The sequence below is a fragment of the Mesorhizobium sp. ORM8.1 genome (assembly GCF_053005525.2).
Genome location: NZ_CM132600.1, coordinates 5,974,193 through 5,991,515 on the forward strand (window position 1 = coordinate 5,974,193; position 17,323 = coordinate 5,991,515).

The window sequence follows — 17,323 nt, forward strand, 5'->3', positions numbered from 1 at the left end:
GATCAGTCCAATCAGGTGTATCATTCACCTATAACGCTTAGTCCGGTCGATCTTGGGTGACAAGCGTGTTCTTGCGCTAGAGCGGCGAATTGGGTGGGACAATCCCGTTGACAGGATAGGCCACGCATGAAAACGTTATGGCCAACAAGAACACTTAAAATTCCTCCGGAGATATGGGAGCCGTTATGAACATGCTCGTCAAGGCTGCGCTGAGCGCGGCACTTCTCGTTGGAACCAGCTACAGCGCGCTTGCGGTCGAACGCGGCGGCACGCTGAAGTACGGCCGTTATGCGGACAGCCTCTTTCTCGATCCGGTGCTCAACGATGCCAATGTCGACATCTGGGTCCTGTCCAATCTCTACGACACGCTGATCCTGCCCACCGACGACGGCAAGGGCCTGAAGCCGGGCCTGGCGACGGCCTGGAAGGTCTCTGACGACGGACTTTCTGTCACGCTGACATTGCGCGACGGCATCAAATTCTCCGATGGATCGCCGATCACCCCAACCGACGTGCAATGGTCGCTGAAGCGCGCCGCCGATCCGAAGAAAGGCATCTGGAATTTCCTGGTCGGCTCGATCCAGGACGTTACCACCGAAGGCGACCATACCGTCATCATCAAGCTCAAGAACACCGATCCGGCGATCCTCGCCGCGCTCACCGTGTTCAACACCGCTATCTTGCCGATGAAGGCGTTCGAAGCCTCGCAAGGGACGACCGACGACGAAAAGGCGAAGAGCTTTTCGGCGCATCCGATCAGTTCCGGTCCGTTCGTTCTGCAATCCTGGGACCACGGCCAGTCGATGAAGCTGACCCGCAACGAGAACTACTGGGCAAAGGGCGAGGACGGCAAGCCGCTGCCCTATCTCGACGGCATCGATTTCGAAGTAATCCCCGATGATGCCACCCGCATCCTGAAATTGCAGTCTGGCGAGATCGATGGCGCGGAATTCATCCCCTATGCGCGCGTCGACGAATTGAAGCAGGCCGACGGCATCGACATGAAACTCTACCCGTCGACCCGCGTCGAATACATCACCATGAACGTGCGCCCGAAGATCGGCGACAAGGACAATCCGCTGTCGAACGAAAAAGTCCGCCAGGCGATGAACTACGCGACGAACAAGGAAGCGATCATCCAAGTGGTGACCCATGGCGTGGGGTCGCAGATGACCTCGTTCATGTCCTCGGCGACGCCGCTGCACAAGGGTGACAAGCCGCTCTTTCCCTACGATCTCGACAAGGCCAAGCAGTTGATGAAGGACGCCGGCTTCGAGAACGGCTTCCAGACCAGTCTCCTCGTGCTCGCCGGCAACCAGGACGAGATCGGCATCGCTACGGCATTGCAGCAGATGTGGGGCCAGATTGGTATCAAGCTCGACCTGCAACAGGTCGACAATCCGAGCCGCACCCAGCAATACCGCGACGGCACGTTCACGATGCGCGAGTCGGCGTGGACCGACGACATCGCCGACCCGAACGAGATCGCTTCGTACTTCGTCTATTCGCCGACCATCGGCGCACTGCACAGCGGCTGGAAGAGCGACGAGGTCGACAAGCTTTTCGAAGCCTCGCAGAAAGAGATAGACCCCGCCAAGCGTGCCGATCAGTACGCCAAGATGCAGGACATCTACAACAGCAGCGGACCGATCGTCCCGCTCTACGAAACCCCTTATCCGGTCGCGTTGAGCAAGAAGGTGCAAGGCTTCGTGCAGATACCGCTCGGCAACAATATCTTTGGTGCAGCGTGGCTGCAAAAGTAGCCTGATCGCCTGAGGCGGCGAACGTCCGATCGTTCGCCGCCATCCGGCTCTAAGTCAAGAGATAGAGCATGATGTCGCCCGAAAACCGCTTCACACTTTTGGGCATCGTGCTCTAGTCAACAAGGTCTGGATCGCCTCTTGCCGCTGTTGGGCTTCATTTTCCGACGAGTTTTGCAGACCATTCCGACCATCGCGTTCATCCTGGTGGTCACGTTCATCCTCGTTCGGCTTCTGCCTGGCGATCCGGCCAGCGCCATGCTCGGCGACCGCGCCATCGACGCCGACGTCCAGCGCATCAATGCCAAGCTCGGGCTCGACCAGCCGATCCCTGTGCAGTTCCTCTACTTCACCAAGGCGGTCTTTACCGGCGATCTCGGCAACTCGATCGGCCTGAAGCTGCCGGTGATCGAACTGATCGCGCACCGTCTCCCCGTCACGTTGATGCTTACGGGGATGGCCGCCTTGATCGCGCTGCTGGTGGCGGTGCCGCTATCCTTCGTCGCGGCCCTCAACCGTGGCGGCGCGCCGGACGCCATCATCCGCGGCACCTTCCAGATCGGCCTGTCGATGCCCGTCTTCTATGTCGGGCTGGTGCTGCTGACCGTGTTTGCCGCAAAATTGCGCTGGTTTCCGGTCGGCGGCTATGGCCAGAATTTCCTCGACGATCTCTATCATCTCTTCCTTCCCGCCGCGACGCTGGCGCTAAGCCTTTCCGCCGTGCTCATGCGCAATCTGCGCGCCGCCATCATCGGGGTGGTTGGCGCCGACTATGTCGATTTCGCCCGCGCCAAGGGCCTTCGCGCGAGAGTGATCATGACGCGCCATGTCCTGCGCAATGCACTAATATCGACGGTTACGTTGTTCGGCCTGTCGATCGGCACGTTGCTCGGCGGTGCAGTCATCACCGAAACGGTGTTCGCGATCCCCGGCGCCGGGCGGCTGATGATCGAGGCCATCTACGGCCGCGACTATCCCGTCATCCAGGGACTGACGATCGCGCTGGCATTGCTCGTGTCATTCATCTTTCTCCTGACCGATATCGTCCAGGCCTGGCTCGACCCACGGGTGGCCCGATGAGCGCGGGCGCCGGTCAGATCGCCCTGCCGGCGAAACGGCGCCGGGCGTTGCCAGGCACGCTGGTCGGCGCGGTCATAGTGCTTGGCGCCAGCCTTGCCATGGCGTTCTTTCCAAGTCTCTTCGCACCCTACGACCCGACCGCATTCGACTACAACGCCATCATGCAGGGCCCGAGTTGGGCGCACCCTTTTGGCACCGATAATTTCGGCCGCGACATGCTTTCGCGTGTCATCCACGCCTATCGCATCGATATGCAGATCGCGGTGTTCGCGACGACGGGTCCGTTCATCTTCGGCACCATCGTCGGCGCCCTGGTCGGCTATGTGGGCGGCTGGGTGGAGGCGGTCTTCGGCCGCGTCGTCGACGCGGTCATCACCTTCCCGTTCCTCGTGCTGGTCATCGCCATTGTCTCGGTGCTTGGCCCCGGCCTCCGCAACATGTACATCGCCGTCGGCGTCGTCGACTGGGTGTTCTATGCAAGGCTGGTCTCCGCCGAGGTCAGGATCCAGCGCCGGCTCGATTATGCCGAAGCGGCACGTGGCATGGGTTACAGCCATGCGCGCATCATCTTCCGGCATCTGCTGCCCAACGCGATAACGCCGGCGGTGGTCTATTTGATGACCGACATGGCGCTCGCCATCCTGCTCGGCTCCAGCCTCGGCTATCTCGGCCTTGGCGCGCAGCCGCCGGCCGCGGAGTGGGGCGTGCTGATCGCCGACGGCAAGAATTTCATGACCACCGCATGGTGGGTGTCCGTCTTCCCCGGCATCGCCATCGTCATCACCGGCTTGGGCTTCAGCCTCGCGGGCGACGCGCTGGCCGATTTGCTGAGGGTCAATCGATGACGGTGCCGTCTCCGGATCGAAAGACCGCCGGCGGTGGGCTCAAGGTGCGAGGCCTCGCCACCACGTTTGCGACGCCACGGGGCATGGCCGCCGTCGTCGACGATGTCAATTTCGATGTCACACCGGGCGAGATCGTCGGCCTGGTCGGCGAGTCTGGATCGGGCAAAAGCATCACGCTGCGCTCGATCGTGCGGCTGGTGCGCGAACCGGGCAAAGTGAGCGGTCAGGTCGAATGGCAGGGCCGCGACCTCATGGCGATGAGCGAGGCTGAGCTTCGCAAGTTGCGCGGCGCCGAGATCGCGATGATTTTTCAAGACCCGATGACGGCGCTCAACCCCGTGCTGCCGGTCCGCCTGCAGATCGAGGAAAATCTCAGCGCCCACGCCACGCTCGACCGCCGCGCCCGCCGTCAGCGCGCGCTGGAACTGATGAACATCGTCGGCATTCCAGCCGCCGAGCGGCGGCTCGACGAATACCCGCACCAGTTCTCCGGCGGCATGCGTCAGCGGGTGATGATCGCGATCGCGCTGGCCAGTTCGCCGAAGCTGCTGCTGGCCGACGAGCCGACAACGGCGCTCGACGTGACCATCCAGGACCAGATCCTGAAGCTTATCCTCGACCTGCGCGACCGTTTCGGCATGAGCGTGCTGTTCGTCACCCATGATCTCGGCGTCGTCGCGGCAACCTGCGACCGCATGATGGTGATGTATGCAGGCCGCATCGTCGAGACCGGCACGGTGGCGCGGGTATTCGCCGAGCCGCACCATCCCTATACGCGCGGACTGCTCGGTTCCGTGCCGCGCATCGGCGCCGAACGCAGCATGCTTTTGTCGATCGAGGGAACGCCGCCGAGCTTGACCGATTTGCCGGACGGCTGCGCCTTCCATCCGCGCTGTTCCTTCGCCACGGACCGCTGCCGCGCCGAGCGTCCGCCGCTCGAAAGCTTCGCCGTGGGTAAGAGGTCGCCTGCTTCCATCATCGGACGGTGGCCGCGATGACGGAGGCGGCCTGATGCGGGAAATGCCGCTGATCTCCGTCGAAGGCATCTCCAAGCGGTTTCGCTTTGCTCGGACCGCGTCCGACATACTCACCGGCAGGCCGCCTGCCGCTGTCCACGCGTTGAACACTATCGATCTGGAAGTGCATCGTGGCGAGACGCTCGGCATCGTTGGCGAATCCGGCTGCGGAAAATCCACGCTGGCGCGTTGTCTCGTGCGGCTCCTGGAGCCGGACGAGGGACTGGTGCGTTTTGACGGCAAGGACATCAGTCTGCTGCGCCCGGCCGAACGGCGGGCCTTCAACCGCCGGGTCCAGATGATCTTTCAGGATCCCTACTCCTCGCTCAATCCGCGCATGTCGGTGCGACAGGTTCTAGGTGAAGCGCTGAGCGTGCATGCGATGCGCCCGAAGGCCGATATTCCGGCGCGCATCACCGAGTTGCTTGGCCTTGTTCGTCTCCCGGCGGACGCCGCCGACCGCTATCCGCACGAGTTCTCCGGCGGCCAGCGCCAGCGCATCGGCATCGCGCGCGCACTTGCCGTCGAGCCGGAGGTGCTGGTCGCCGACGAACTGGTCTCCGCGCTCGACGTCTCGGTGCAAGCACAGGTCATCAACCTTCTCTTGGACCTCCAGGAACGGCTGCAGCTTACCGTCGTCTTCGTCGCGCATGACCTCAGGCTGGTGCGCCACATCTCGCACCGCGTCGCGGTGATGTATCTGGGCAAAGTGGTCGAGATCAGCCCAACGGAAGCGTTGTTTGCAGCGCCCCGCCACCCCTATTCGAAAGCACTGCTCGATGCCGCGCCCGAACTCGATCCGACGCGGCGGACGCGCGTTGCGGCAGCACGCGGCGAGCTGCCCAATCCGCTCGACCTGCCCGCCGGCTGCCTGTTCAACACGCGGTGTCCGTTCGCGTTCGAGCGTTGCTTTGCCGAGCGGCTCCAACTGTCCAACCGAGGGGCGGCTCACTTTGCTGCCTGTCACCTGACTGACTTCGGCAAACCGGCGCCCGAAACAATCGCCGCACAATGACCTGCTGAAGAACCGAAATTTCCAACGAGACAGCTACGAGACGCCGATGAGCTATGCCGCATTCGAAGCCGAGGTCGCCCGGGTCAACGACATCCTGTGCGCGGTGAACGTGCTGGTCTGGGATTCGCGCACCATGATGCCATCGGCTGCAGCCGAGGCGCGCGGCAAGCAATTGGGCACGCTGGTGGCAGTCGCACGCGACATCGTAACTGGCGACAGCATGCAGAACGCTCTCGACTCCGCGCGCATGGAACTCACGGGAATGCCCGATGAGCATCTTCGAAGGCGCGCGCTCGACGATGCGGCGGTGGCGATCGCCACACTTGGCCGCATCCCGGCGCGGCTGGTGCGGGAGGCGGCCGAGCGGCGAGGTGAAGGCCAGGCGGTATGGATCAAGGCGCGTGCCGAGAACGATTTCGCCGCCTTCGCGCCGGTGCTCGAGCGAACCGTCGCGCTGCAGCGCGAGATAGGCGAGCATATCGGCTATGCCGACCATCCCTACGATGCGGTGTGCGGCACCTACGAGCCCGACACGACCTGGGCGCGGCTCAAGGATTTGTACGCCGAACTGAAATCCGCCATCGGACCGCTGCTCCAGGAAGCATTGCAAGCGCCGCCGGCGCGCGTCGATGTTCTGGAACGCACCTATCCGATCGAAAAGCAGAAAGCCTTCTCGAAGGCGGTGGCCGCTCGCATGGGGTACGACTTCGAGCGCGGCCGGCTCGACGACACGGTTCATCCGTTCGAGATTTCCTTCACGCGCGCCGACGCACGCATCACCGGCCGCTTCCGTGAGAATTGGCTGCCAGGTGGCCTCTTTGCTGTCTGGCACGAGGCCGGTCACGGCATCTATGAGCAGGGCGTTTCTCCCGAATTCACGCGCTCGGTCTTCACCACCGACCTCGTCAATCTCTACGCGGTCGGCGGCGCCAGCTTCGGTATGCATGAATCGCAATCACGCCTGTGGGAGAACCGCGTCGGCCGCTCCCGGCGCTTCTGGGAGCAGAATTTCAAGGCATTGCAAGCCGAGTTTCCCGACCAGCTCGCCGACGTCTCGGTCGCCGACTTCTGGCGCGCGGTGAATGCGCCACGTCCTAGCCTGATCCGGGTGGAGGCCGACGAACTCACCTACGACCTGCACATCATCTTGCGTTCGGAGATCGAGGCCGGATTGATGGACGGCAGCCTGCGCGTCGCCGACCTTCCGGCGATCTGGGCGGACAAGATCCGCAGCTATCTTGGGCTTGATGTGCCGACCGACACGCTGGGCGTGTTGCAGGATGTGCATTGGTCGGCAGGCATGATCGGATCCTTCCCGACCTACACGATGGGCAACATCATGTCCTCGCAACTGTACAAGGCGGCGACCAATGTGTCTGAGGTCGAGCGCGGCCTCGAGACCGGCGACTATGCGCCGCTGAGGACGTGGCTGGCGGACAAGGTGCATCGCCACGGCCGCTCGCTGAAGCCGGCCGAAATCATGAAGGCCGCAACCGGCAAGGTGCTCGGGACCGACGACTACATTGACGATCTCCGCCGCAAGGTGGCCGAACTCAACACGTAGCGCCTATTTCCCGCGCGCCGTGCGCATCGCCTCGGCATAGATGACGATCACCTTTGAAGTCAGTGGCCGATCGCGCCGCACGCGCAAATCCAACGCGAGGGCGGAATGTGCTCGGAATCAGGATCCTGGTTACTGCGGCATCCCTAGTCCCTGCCGCAATCCTGTAGCGACGACCGAGACCCTGAATTTTCCGGCAAGTGCCCGGTCGAATATGGCGCCGACGATGATGTCGGCGTCGGCGTCGACCTCCTCGCGGATGCGGGTGGCTGCCTCATCGACTTCGAACAGCGTCATGTCCATGCCGCCCGAGATCGAGACCAGGACGCCCTTGGCGCCGATCATCGAGGCCTCGTCGAGAAGCGGATTTGCGATAGCCGCTTCGGCGGCTTTCTTGGCGCGGTCTTCGCCCGTGGCTTCGCCGGTACCCATCATCGCGCGGCCCATGTCGCGCATCACCGATTTCACATCGGCGAAGTCGAGATTGATCAGCCCCTCTTTGACGATGAGGTCGGTGATGCAGCCGACGCCAGAATAGAGCACGCGATCGGCCATGGCGAAGGCGTCGGCGAACGTCGTCTTGGCGTCTGCGATCCTGAACAGGTTCTGGTTCGGAATAACGATCACGGTATCGGCGCATTCGCGAAGCCGCTCGATACCCTCTTCGGCGGCTTGCATGCGGCGTTTTCCTTCGAAGGTGAATGGCTTGGTGACGACCGCCACCGTCAGAATGCCGGCTGTCCGCGCCGCATTCGCTATGACGGGCGCGGCGCCGGTACCGGTTCCGCCTCCCATGCCGGCGGTCACGAAGCACATATGCGTTCCGGCAAGGTGATCCTTGATCTCGTCGATCGATTCCTCGGCTGCCGCACGGCCGACCGCAGGCAGCGATCCGGCGCCGAGGCCTTCCGTGACGTTGGCTCCGAGCTGGATCAGCCGCGATGCTTTCGACATGGTCAGTGCCTGGGCATCGGTGTTGGCGACGATGAATTCCGCGCCCTGCAGATTTTCGGCAATCATGTTGTTGATTGCGTTGCCGCCACCACCGCCGACACCGAAAACGGTTATCTTCGGCCGCATTTCCGAGATGACGGGCCTTGCCGCGGTGCTCATCGTCTTGTCTCCTCGGAATTGATCAACAAAAGGTTCTTCCCGGACGCGACGCTTGAACACGCCAAGCGCAAGAATCAGATTCTATAGGCTTAGCACAAGGAATCAGAGGGCGAACTTTGCGGCAAGACAAGATGTGGCGCTGGTACCATATACGCCTACCCGAGGCGACCTCTTGAACGGGCATCCAGCGCAATCTTCTGCGATTGGTCAGCCATCCTAATCCTAGCAGCGTTGGCCGCGCGCTCGGGCGCAGATCGTGGATGTGTGGCGAGGTGCGCGGAACTATTCGCCAATCGAGCAGCCCGAACCGGCAAGGCTCCTGGACGAAACCCCGCTGCCTGATCCCGGCGAGAATGAAGAGCCTCCAGTCCACGCATACTCGGATGACCCCAAGTTAGAGTGATCGGGTAAATCCCTGGGTTGACGCGGGGGCAATCGCGCCTAGCTGTTTCCGCATGCCGGGCGCGCAAAGCGAGGACAATCCGACCGCGAGCGTTCCTGTGGCTACATGGCCAGCAAAGGAGGGCAGGTTTTGAAACGCTTCTGGCAGGGCGTTTCCGTCGTTGTCGCAGTGTGCGCCGCCGGGTTCCTTGCTTATGCCTGGAAACCGGCGATCGATCCAATTGAGCCGCCGCAGCGGTCCTCCTTCGACCAGTCCTTGATCGAGAAAGGCGCTGTGCTGGCTTCCGTAGGCAATTGCACGTCCTGCCACACCAAGCCGGGCGACAAGTCCTTTGCAGGCGGCCTTGCCGTGCCGACGCCATTCGGTACGATCTATTCCACCAACATCACGCCCGACCCCGCGACAGGCATCGGCCGCTGGTCGCAGGCTGCCTTCACCCGCGCCATGCGCGAGGGCGTCGACCGTGCCGGCAACCACCTCTATCCGGCTTTTCCTTACGATCATTTCACGCTGGTTTCGGACGAGGACGACAGCGCGCTCTATGCCTATCTGATGACGCGCCAGCCGGTGGACCAGCGCCCGCCCGCCAACGAATTGCCGTTCCCGCTCAATGTGCGCCTGGTGCTGGCCGGCTGGAAGTTGCTGTTCTTCGACAAAGGCACCTACCAGAATGTCGCCTCCGAAAGTGCGGAGTGGAACCGTGGCGCCTATCTCGTCAACGGGCTCGGGCATTGCGGCGCCTGCCACACGCCGCGCAACATGCTTGGCGCCGAAAAGGCGGGATCGCATCTTGCCGGCGGCGAAGCCGAGGGTTGGACCGCCTTCGCGCTCGATGCCAGCACGACCGCGCCGGTGCCGTGGACGCATGACGGCCTGTTCGCCTACCTGCGCCAGGGCTGGCATACCGACCATGGCGTCGCCAACGGCCCGATGGGCGAGGTGACCGGCAATCTCGGCCGGCTTCCAGACGCCGACATCAGCGCCATGGCCACCTATATCGCATCGCAGATGGGCGAACCGCCTCCCCAGCGCGTCGCGAAAGCGCAGGAGATCCGCACAAAGCTAGCCACCGATGCCGGCGCGATACTCATCCCGGTGTCGGCAACGGCGGCCACACCTTCCGGGCGCGGCGCGGTGATCTACCAGGCGGCCTGCGCGGCCTGCCATGACGGCAGCCGCCCGCAGCCGTTCGGCGGCATGGACTTTCACCTTTCGAGCGCGATCAATGCGCCCAGCCCGCAGAACGCCATCAACACCGTGCTGTTCGGCCTGCCCGCGGCAAGCGGGCGCCAGAGTGCCGTCATGCCGGGTTTCGCCGCCACGCTGCGCGACGACCAGGTGACCGACCTGCTCGCCTATCTGCGCGAGGCCTTCGCCGGCCAGCCGGCATGGCCCGATGCCGCTGATCGGCTGGCCGCCACGAGAAGCGGAAAATACCAGGTCAGCGTGCGTCCTTCCGACGGCATCGAGCGCGGCCCGGACAATGTAGGAGCCCAGGACAGATGAAGCTCAACGTCAACGGCGCGCAGCATGACGTCGACGTCGATCCCGCGACGCCGCTCCTCTATGTGCTGCGCAACGATTTGAAGCTCAACGGCGCCAAGTTCGGCTGCGGCCTCGGCCAGTGCGGCGCCTGCACGGTGATGGTCGACGGCAAGGCTATCTTTTCCTGCTTGACGCCGGTCATGCTGGTCGAGGGACGCCAGGTCAAGACGGTGGAGGGCTTGGGAACCATCGACAATCCCGGTCCCATGCAGCAGGCCTTCATCGAGGAGCAGTCGGCGCAATGCGGCTATTGCATTGCCGGCATGATGATGCGGGCGCAGGCGCTGCTCGAGGCAAAGCCAGGCGCCACCGACGCCGAGATCAGAGAAGGTATGGAGCCCAATCTCTGCCGCTGCGGCACGCATATGCGCATCCTGCGGGCCGTGGCGCGTGCGCGCGACCTGATGAAATCGAAAGCCGCCGGTCTCGCGCCAGCCGCCGCGACGGGGAGGGGATGATGAGCACTCCGAATCCGGACGTCAGGCATTTTCCAGAGCTGACGCGGCGCGGCTTCCTTGGCTGTGCCGGCGCGCTGGTTGTTTCCTTCGCCATTCCGGCGGAAGCGCAGGAGGGCGAGGTGCCGACAGCACCCGGCGCCCAGGCGGCGAAGTCGAAACTGCCGGGCAGCCTGGCCGACACGCCATCGCTCGACGCCTGGATCCGCATCGATGCCGACGGTTCGATCACCGTCTTCACCGGCAAGGCCGAGCTTGGCCAGGGCACCAAGACGTCGCTGCGCCAGATCGCGGCCGAGGAGCTGGAGGTCGAGCCGGCGGCAATCAAGCTGATCACCGCCGATACGGCGCTGACGCCGAACGAAGGCTATACCGCGGGCAGCCAAACGATCCAGAACTCAGGCACCGCGATCCGCTACGCATCGGCGCAGGTGCGGCAGATCCTTATCGCCAAGGCCAGCGACAAGCTCGGCGTGCCCGTCGCGTCGCTCAAGGCCGAGGGCGGCAAGGTCTTCGGCCCGAATGGGAAATCGATCGGCTATGGCGAGCTGGTCTCGGCCGATTTCCTGCATGTCGATGCATCGCCCGACACCAAGATCAAGGCGCCCGGGACCTATCATGCGATCGGCAAGCCATTCGCGCGGGTGGACATTCCGGCCAAGGTCACGGGCGGCGACGCCTATGTGCAGGATATGCGGCCTCCGGGCATGGTCCATGCCCGCGTGGTGCGGCCCCCGAGCTACGGGGCGAAGCTGACCGGCTTCGACGAGGCCGCCATCAAAGCGATGCCGGGTGTGGTCGCGGTCGTGCATGACGGCGATTTCCTCGCGGTGGTCGCCGAACAGGAGTTTCAGGCGGTCAAGGCCATGCGCGCCATGACAGCCAGCGCGAGATGGCGCGAAACACCCACGCTTCCCGACCAGGACAATCTGTCGAACTTCCTGGAGAAGTCCGTTACCGAGGTCGGCACCGTGACCTCCGTCGGCGCCGAAAGCGCGCCGGGCGCGAAAACGCTCCAGGCCCAATTCACGCGCGCCTACCAGATGCATGGCTCGATCGGCCCGTCGAGCGCGGTGGCAATGTTCGACAATGGCCTGACGACGGTGTGGACGCATACGCAAGGCGTCTACCCGGACCGCAAGGCAATTGCCGAGATGCTTGGAGTGCCCGAAGAGAAGGTGCGCTGCATCCACACCGAAGGTTCCGGCTGCTACGGCCACAACGGCGCCGACGACGCCGCGGCCGACGCCGCGCTGATCGCGCAGAAAGTGCCGGGCAAGCCGGTTCGGGTGCAATGGATGCGCGACCAGGAGCATCTGTGGGAGCCCTACGGGCCGGGAATGCTCACCAGGGCGAGCGCCACGCTCGACCAGAACGGCAACATCGTGAACTGGCACTATGATCTGTGGAGCAACAACCACGGTACGCGCCCAGGTTCGGCCGGGGCGTTGGTTGCCGGCCGCCTGATGGCGCGGCATTTCCCGCCGGATCCGGCCAAGCTGGAGATATCTCCCCTGGGCAATGGGGATCGCAACGCCATTCCCCTCTACGACGTGCCCAACCAGCGCGTGAACTGGCATTTCGTCGCCGACATGCCGGTGCGCGTCTCGGCGCTGCGCGGGCTCGGCGCCTATTGCAACGTCTTTTCCATCGAAAGCTTCATGGACGAACTGGCTCTGGCGGCCAATGCGGACCGGGTCGAATACCGCCTTCGGCACCTGAAGGATCCGCGCGCCAGGAAGGTGATCGAGGTGGTGGCCGAAAAGTTCGGCTGGAGCAACGACCCGATGCCGGCGGGCCGGGGCAGGGGCTTTGCCTTCGCCAAGTACAAGAACCATGCTGCCTATCTCGCCATCGCGCTGGAAGCGGATGTCGATCGCGACAGTGGCGCCATCGCCATCTCGCATGTCGTGTGCGCGGTCGACTGCGGCGAGGCGGTGGCGCCGGATTCGATCGTCAACCAGACCGAAGGCGGCATCTTGCAATCGCTGAGCTGGACACTCTACGAGGCCGTCCATTTCAACGACACCCGCATCCTCAGCACCGACTGGTCGGCCTATCCGATCCTGCGCTTCAGCGCTGTGCCCGACAGTGTCGAAGTGCATGTCGTCGACAATCCGGGCTCGCCCTATCTCGGCGTGGCGGAAGCAGCACAGGGACCGACGGCAGGCGCGATCGCCAATGCGTTCCGGCATGCAACGGACAAGCGCATCCACGATCTTCCCTATACGCGCGAACGCGTGAAGGCCGTACTGGGCGTTTAGCGGGCTGAAGGAGCCGGACAAAGTGACCGCTGAGCTGGCGCGCTTGAGCGGGGGGTCCGATATCAAAAAGGATTGGATCAATGACAGATCTCGAACCAAAGGAATTTGTCCTCGCGGGTGTCGTCATGAAGCGGCTGGTTAGCGGCAAACAGACGGAAGGCCAGTTGTGTCTTCTCGAAAACAGGAGTGACGGGCAGACCAAGACGCCGATCCATGTCCATGCAAACGACGACGAGACGGTCTACGTCATCGAAGGCGAGTTGACCGCGGTCGTGGATGGCGAGGTTCGAACGATCTCGACGGGCGAGAGCATGTTCTTGAGGCGCGGCATCCCGCACCAACTGATGAACCCTGGCAATCAGCCCGTCCGCTACATCTTGATCGGCACGCCAAGCGGATTCGAGCAGTTTCTCGCCGAAGGCGGGCGGGAGCTTCGGAAGGGAGAGGTGGCCGGGCCGCCGAGTCCCGCCGATATCGAGCGGCTCAAAGCAGCCGCGCCGAAATTTGGAATCACGTTTCTGCCCGACTGGCCGGCAGGAAATTAAATGGCTTCTGATTGGCTATCGACAAGCCAGCCGTGGAGACTGCGGGCGAAGCTTCGCGGCACGACGAGTTCGCATGCGGTCTCGCCGGTGCGAAGCAGGAGGACCGGCACATGATGGAATGCCGTCTGCACGGCGCGGCCCGGAGCGGCTGTCGGCGCGTGCCAGTCGACGGCGATGCAGGTCGAGAGCACTCTCGCGATGTCGGCCCCGGCCAGGCTGAAACGCACGCGACCTTCGCCAAGTGAAACCGAACAGCCGAGATCCGGATCGATGGCAAAGGACGGCGCCGGCGCGCCGTTGTCGAGAGCAAGCCAGAGACGTCGGGGTGCGACGCGGATGATGAGAAGCCCGTTGTGACGCACCGTCTCGCCGACCAAGGCGGGAAGCTCCGCGCCGAGCGACGCAGACAGGCTCGTTTCGAACCGCCTGAGCGTTCCGTCCCAGCCCTCGACCTGGATGAGCGGGCAATCGGCAATGGAGAGGCTGAAATCCGGGTTAGCCATGCAGCCGTTCTCCTTGCGGGTCCAGGAACACCGGCGAGACAATGCGCGCACGCACCGTTTCGGCCTTCATCGGATAGACGGCCACGACCTCGGTCCCTTCCGCCGCCACATCGCGGGCAAGTAGGGCCAGCCCGACATAGTGGCCGCGTTCGGGGCTGAAGGTAACGGAGGTGACGCGCCCGCGGCCGTGACCGTGAATTTTCTCGCCCGGCAGGAACAGGATGGCGCCGCCGCGCAGCCGCTTTCCGTCCTCGATGCATTCCAGCCCCACCAGGCGCTGTCGGTCGGGTGCGAGGAGAGCAGGCCGCCGCCGCAGTACATCGCCGACGAACCCGGTGCGCTTGCCGGTCATGCGGCCGAGGCCGAGATCGTCTAGCGTCGTGCGCCCATCGATTTCAGGCCCTGCGACATGGCCCTTCTCGACGCGTAGCGCGCCAAGCGCCTCGACACCGTAAGGCCTTAGATCGAACGGCTGGCCGGCATCGAGCAAGTGGCTCCAGAGCTGCTCGCCGGCAGTTGCGCCGACATAGATTTCATAAGCGCGCTCGCCAGAATAGCTGAGACGCAGGATGCGCAGCGCGCGGCCTTCCCATTGGCTTTCGAGCAACCCCATATGCGGCAGCGCTGCGTTGGAAACGTCGAGCGACGGAAACGCCGCCGCGAGGATGACGCGGCTGTTCGGTCCGGCGACCGACATCGCCGCCCATTCGTCACTTACCGAGGTGACGGCGACGCGCAGGTCCGGCCAGGCGGTGTCCAGCAGGAATTCCAGCCGCGACAGCACGTCGGCGGCCTTGGCCGTCGAGGTGGTCATGAAGAACCGGTTTTCCGCCAGTCGCGTCGTCGTGCCATCGTCGAGGACGACGCCGTCGTCGCGCAGCATGACGCCGTAGCGGGCGCGGCCGATCGGCAGTTTGGCGAAGCCGTTGGCGTAGACGCGATCGACGAAAATCGCCGCGTCCGGACCTTGGACGTCGATCTTGCCCAGGGTGGAGATATCCATCAGGCCCGCGGCCTGGCGCACATTCCGCATCTCGGCGACATAGGCTTCGTTCACGTCGGTCCCGGCCTGCCTGTAGAACCAGGGCCGCATCCACAGACCGACTTCCAGCATGTCGGCGCCATTCGCCATATGCCAATCATGCATCGGCGTGCGGCGGACCGGCTTGAAATGATGGCCGATGGCCCGTCCGGCAAGCGCACCGATGGCAACCGGCGTGAAGGGCGGACGAAAGGTCGTGGTGCCGGCCTCGGGAACCGTCGCGGCGCGGAGCGCGGCCATCGCCGACAGTGCTGCGAAATTGCTGGTCTTGCCCTGGTCCGTGCCCATGCCGAGCGTGGTGTAGCGCTTCAGCTGCTCGACCGATTCATAGCCTTCGCGATGGGCGAGCTCGATGTCCTTCGTGGTGACATCCATCTGGAAATCGACGAAGGCTTTTCCGCGGTGGGCCGACACGACTTCGCGCAGCGGGACCGTGACGGTTTCGCCCAGATCGAGCTTCGAGGCGCCGGCGCCGACGCCGACTTGCCGCAGAAGGATGCCGCTTCGATGCCGGCACGATGGCCGTCCTCGATGGCGTCGGCGGTCGCGTAAATTCCCATCGTCGCGCCGGCGCCGAACCGGTCGGCTGGAAAGCTGCCGGGCACGAAGCCGTCGATGTCTTCGCGATACCGGGGCTTGATGCCGAGATGCGACGTGAGATGCACGGTCGGCGACCAGCCGCCGGACACACAGACCAGATCGCAAGTGATCTTGAACAGGCCGCCCGGTCCGCTGAGTATTGCGCGCTTGACGGCATGGCCGCCATGCAAGCCGACAATGCGTGTCTCGGTCCGTACGGCAACACCGAGGCGGGCTGCTTCCGCGGCAAGCGCCGCGGACACCGTGGCGCGTATGTCCGCCACCGTCACCTCGGCACCGGCACCTGCAAGGTCGAAGGCGGCGCGCCATGCGCCGTCATCGGTGGCGGCGACGACGATCTTCCTGCCCGGCAGGACGGCGAAACGGTTGAGATAGGCCCGGGCGGCCGAGGCGAGCATGACGCCGGGCCGGTCGTTGTTCGGAAACACCATTGGACGCTCGATGGCGCCAGTGGCGAAGACGATCGAGCGGGCGCGCAGCATAGTGACTGTCTGCCGGGCTTCGCCGGCTGGCGACGGGCCGGCCTGATCGCGTTGTTCGACCAGGCCAATGACGTTGCCGTCATAGATGCCGAAAGCGCTGGTCCGCTTCATCAAGGTGATGGTCTCGAAGCTCTTCAACTCGGCTTCGAGCTGGCTCAGCCATGCAGCCGCCGTGCCGTCGCTCCGTTCCGCCAGAAGCTGGCCGCCGAGCAGGAAATCCTGCTCGATCAGCGTGATCCGTGCGCCGGCCGTGGCGGCAGCGCGTGCGGCAGACAAACCCGCCGGACCGCCGCCGACGATCGCGACATCGGCAAAGGCATGACGAACCTCGTAACGGTCGGGATCCGCTTCGATGCCGGCCCGGCCGAGGCCGGCGGCTCCGCGGATGAAATGCTCGTAGACCATCCAGGCGCGCCGTGTCGGGCCCATGAAGGTCTTGTAGTAAAAGCCTGCCGAAAGGAACGGCGCGAACAGGCCATTGATGCTTTGCACGTCGAAGGCGAGCGACGGCCAACGGTTCTGGCTTTCCGCGGCCATGCCGTCGCCAAGCTCCAGTGTCGTTGCGGGCAGGTTCGGCTCGCGCTGTCCACTAGTCCCAAGCGTGACGAGTGCGTTCGGCTCCTCCGGTCCGGCGGAAAGAATGCCGCGCGGCCGATGATATTTGAAGCTGCGCCCAACCAGCGTGACGCCGTTGGCAAGCAGCGCGGAGGCCAGCGTGTCGCCGCGATATCCAGCCAGTTTTCGGCCGTCGAAGCTGAATTCGATGGGACGGGAGCGGTCGATGCGGCCGCCGCCCGGCAGTCGCTTGTTCTGGGCGCTCATGCTCGTGGTGTCCTGGCGAAGGCAATCGAAGAGATGACGTGGTTGCGCGTGTCGCGCTCGACCACCAGCCACTGGCGGCAGCCGATCACGTGCTGCCAGAACTCGCGGTGGAGGCCCGCCGGATTTTTCCGGATGTAGACATAGGCGTACCAGGCCTCCGGATCGGCATCGTCATGGGCAGGGCGCCTGACGGAAGCGTCGCCGCCATAGCGGAACTCGTCATGGTCGCGCGGGCCGCAGCAGGGGCATTCGATGCGCAGCATTTCCTCATC

15 protein-coding genes are annotated in these 17,323 nt (G+C 64.1%); 10 read left to right on the forward strand and 5 right to left on the reverse strand.

Annotated elements, in window-relative coordinates; all coding sequences use genetic code 11:
- The first annotated feature begins 185 nt into the window (after window positions 1-185).
- The 6 genes from ACVDG8_RS29945 (at window position 186) to ACVDG8_RS29970 (ending at window position 7,280) form a co-directional block, all read left to right on the forward strand.
- Window positions 186-1,763 carry an ABC transporter substrate-binding protein gene (locus ACVDG8_RS29945; RefSeq protein ID WP_447251670.1) on the forward strand — a complete coding sequence of 526 codons (1,578 nt, stop codon included), beginning with the start codon at window positions 186-188 and terminating at the stop codon, window positions 1,761-1,763.
- 171 nt (window positions 1,764-1,934) lie between these two features.
- On the forward strand, window positions 1,935-2,840 hold the full coding sequence (locus ACVDG8_RS29950; protein ID WP_455707344.1) for an ABC transporter permease: 906 nt from the start codon (window positions 1,935-1,937) through the stop codon (window positions 2,838-2,840).
- The gene (locus ACVDG8_RS29955) at window positions 2,837-3,685 is read left to right on the forward strand and encodes an ABC transporter permease (RefSeq protein WP_447251672.1); all 849 of its coding nucleotides are present in this window, start codon (window positions 2,837-2,839) and stop codon (window positions 3,683-3,685) included. The genes ACVDG8_RS29950 and ACVDG8_RS29955 overlap by 4 nt, the downstream gene beginning before the upstream one ends.
- A complete protein-coding gene (locus ACVDG8_RS29960; RefSeq protein ID WP_455707345.1) occupies window positions 3,682-4,683 on the forward strand; it encodes an ABC transporter ATP-binding protein in 1,002 nt (333 codons plus the stop codon). The genes ACVDG8_RS29955 and ACVDG8_RS29960 overlap by 4 nt, the downstream gene beginning before the upstream one ends.
- 13 nt (window positions 4,684-4,696) lie before the next feature.
- Entirely contained in the window at window positions 4,697-5,716 is a 1,020-nt protein-coding gene (locus ACVDG8_RS29965) for an ABC transporter ATP-binding protein (RefSeq protein ID WP_447251674.1), read from the forward strand.
- A gap of 46 nt (window positions 5,717-5,762) precedes the next feature.
- Window positions 5,763-7,280 (forward strand): carboxypeptidase M32, encoded by a 1,518-nt coding sequence (locus ACVDG8_RS29970; RefSeq protein ID WP_447251675.1) that lies wholly within the window; start codon window positions 5,763-5,765, stop codon window positions 7,278-7,280.
- A gap of 129 nt (window positions 7,281-7,409) precedes the next feature.
- Here the strand turns inward: ACVDG8_RS29970 and ftsZ are convergent, their stop codons facing one another.
- Window positions 7,410-8,390 (reverse strand): cell division protein FtsZ, encoded by a 981-nt coding sequence (gene ftsZ, locus ACVDG8_RS29975; RefSeq protein ID WP_447251676.1) that lies wholly within the window; start codon window positions 8,388-8,390, stop codon window positions 7,410-7,412.
- A gap of 508 nt (window positions 8,391-8,898) precedes the next feature.
- Here ftsZ and ACVDG8_RS29980 point away from each other — a divergent pair.
- From ACVDG8_RS29980 to ACVDG8_RS29995, 4 genes are all read left to right on the forward strand, one after another.
- The gene (locus ACVDG8_RS29980; protein WP_447251677.1) at window positions 8,899-10,299 is read left to right on the forward strand and encodes a c-type cytochrome; all 1,401 of its coding nucleotides are present in this window, start codon (window positions 8,899-8,901) and stop codon (window positions 10,297-10,299) included.
- The gene (locus ACVDG8_RS29985) at window positions 10,296-10,796 is read left to right on the forward strand and encodes a (2Fe-2S)-binding protein (RefSeq protein WP_447251678.1); all 501 of its coding nucleotides are present in this window, start codon (window positions 10,296-10,298) and stop codon (window positions 10,794-10,796) included. The genes ACVDG8_RS29980 and ACVDG8_RS29985 overlap by 4 nt, the downstream gene beginning before the upstream one ends.
- Window positions 10,796-13,057 (forward strand): molybdopterin cofactor-binding domain-containing protein, encoded by a 2,262-nt coding sequence (locus tag ACVDG8_RS29990; protein ID WP_447251679.1) that lies wholly within the window; start codon window positions 10,796-10,798, stop codon window positions 13,055-13,057. The genes ACVDG8_RS29985 and ACVDG8_RS29990 overlap by 1 nt, the downstream gene beginning before the upstream one ends.
- Before the next feature lie 80 nt (window positions 13,058-13,137).
- Complete coding sequence (locus ACVDG8_RS29995) at window positions 13,138-13,602, forward strand: cupin domain-containing protein (RefSeq protein ID WP_447251680.1); 465 nt, start codon at window positions 13,138-13,140, stop codon at window positions 13,600-13,602.
- Here ACVDG8_RS29995 and ACVDG8_RS30000 read toward each other — a convergent pair.
- The 4 genes from ACVDG8_RS30000 to ACVDG8_RS30015 are packed head-to-tail and all read right to left on the reverse strand — an operon-like array spanning window position 13,599 to window position 17,314.
- A complete protein-coding gene (locus ACVDG8_RS30000) occupies window positions 13,599-14,105 on the reverse strand; it encodes a sarcosine oxidase subunit gamma (RefSeq protein ID WP_447251681.1) in 507 nt (168 codons plus the stop codon). The genes ACVDG8_RS29995 and ACVDG8_RS30000 overlap by 4 nt on opposite strands.
- Window positions 14,098-15,522: a glycine cleavage T C-terminal barrel domain-containing protein gene (locus ACVDG8_RS30005; RefSeq protein ID WP_455707346.1), complete on the reverse strand. Its 1,425-nt coding sequence runs from the start codon at window positions 15,520-15,522 to the stop codon at window positions 14,098-14,100. The genes ACVDG8_RS30000 and ACVDG8_RS30005 overlap by 8 nt, the downstream gene beginning before the upstream one ends.
- The gene (locus ACVDG8_RS30010; RefSeq protein ID WP_455707347.1) at window positions 15,456-17,051 is read right to left on the reverse strand and encodes an FAD-dependent oxidoreductase; all 1,596 of its coding nucleotides are present in this window, start codon (window positions 17,049-17,051) and stop codon (window positions 15,456-15,458) included. The genes ACVDG8_RS30005 and ACVDG8_RS30010 overlap by 67 nt, the downstream gene beginning before the upstream one ends.
- A complete protein-coding gene (locus tag ACVDG8_RS30015; protein ID WP_447251683.1) occupies window positions 17,048-17,314 on the reverse strand; it encodes a sarcosine oxidase subunit delta in 267 nt (88 codons plus the stop codon). The genes ACVDG8_RS30010 and ACVDG8_RS30015 overlap by 4 nt, the downstream gene beginning before the upstream one ends.
- Window positions 17,315-17,323: the final 9 nt, after the last annotated feature.

Coding starts and splice junctions, on each gene's coding strand:
- ACVDG8_RS29945 (WP_447251670.1), top strand. CDS start 186: ATGAACATGCTCGTCAAGGCTGCGCTGAGCGCGGCACTTCTCGTTGGA.
- ACVDG8_RS29955 (WP_447251672.1), top strand. CDS start 2,837: ATGAGCGCGGGCGCCGGTCAGATCGCCCTGCCGGCGAAACGGCGCCGG.
- ACVDG8_RS29960 (WP_455707345.1), top strand. CDS start 3,682: ATGACGGTGCCGTCTCCGGATCGAAAGACCGCCGGCGGTGGGCTCAAG.
- ACVDG8_RS29965 (WP_447251674.1), top strand. CDS start 4,697: ATGCGGGAAATGCCGCTGATCTCCGTCGAAGGCATCTCCAAGCGGTTT.
- ACVDG8_RS29970 (WP_447251675.1), top strand. CDS start 5,763: ATGAGCTATGCCGCATTCGAAGCCGAGGTCGCCCGGGTCAACGACATC.
- ftsZ (WP_447251676.1), bottom strand. CDS start 8,390: ATGAGCACCGCGGCAAGGCCCGTCATCTCGGAAATGCGGCCGAAGATA.
- ACVDG8_RS29980 (WP_447251677.1), top strand. CDS start 8,899: ATGGCCAGCAAAGGAGGGCAGGTTTTGAAACGCTTCTGGCAGGGCGTT.
- ACVDG8_RS29985 (WP_447251678.1), top strand. CDS start 10,296: ATGAAGCTCAACGTCAACGGCGCGCAGCATGACGTCGACGTCGATCCC.
- ACVDG8_RS29990 (WP_447251679.1), top strand. CDS start 10,796: ATGAGCACTCCGAATCCGGACGTCAGGCATTTTCCAGAGCTGACGCGG.
- ACVDG8_RS29995 (WP_447251680.1), top strand. CDS start 13,138: ATGACAGATCTCGAACCAAAGGAATTTGTCCTCGCGGGTGTCGTCATG.
- ACVDG8_RS30000 (WP_447251681.1), bottom strand. CDS start 14,105: ATGGCTAACCCGGATTTCAGCCTCTCCATTGCCGATTGCCCGCTCATC.
- ACVDG8_RS30005 (WP_455707346.1), bottom strand. CDS start 15,522: ATGGATGTCACCACGAAGGACATCGAGCTCGCCCATCGCGAAGGCTAT.
- ACVDG8_RS30010 (WP_455707347.1), bottom strand. CDS start 17,051: ATGAGCGCCCAGAACAAGCGACTGCCGGGCGGCGGCCGCATCGACCGC.
- ACVDG8_RS30015 (WP_447251683.1), bottom strand. CDS start 17,314: ATGCTGCGCATCGAATGCCCCTGCTGCGGCCCGCGCGACCATGACGAG.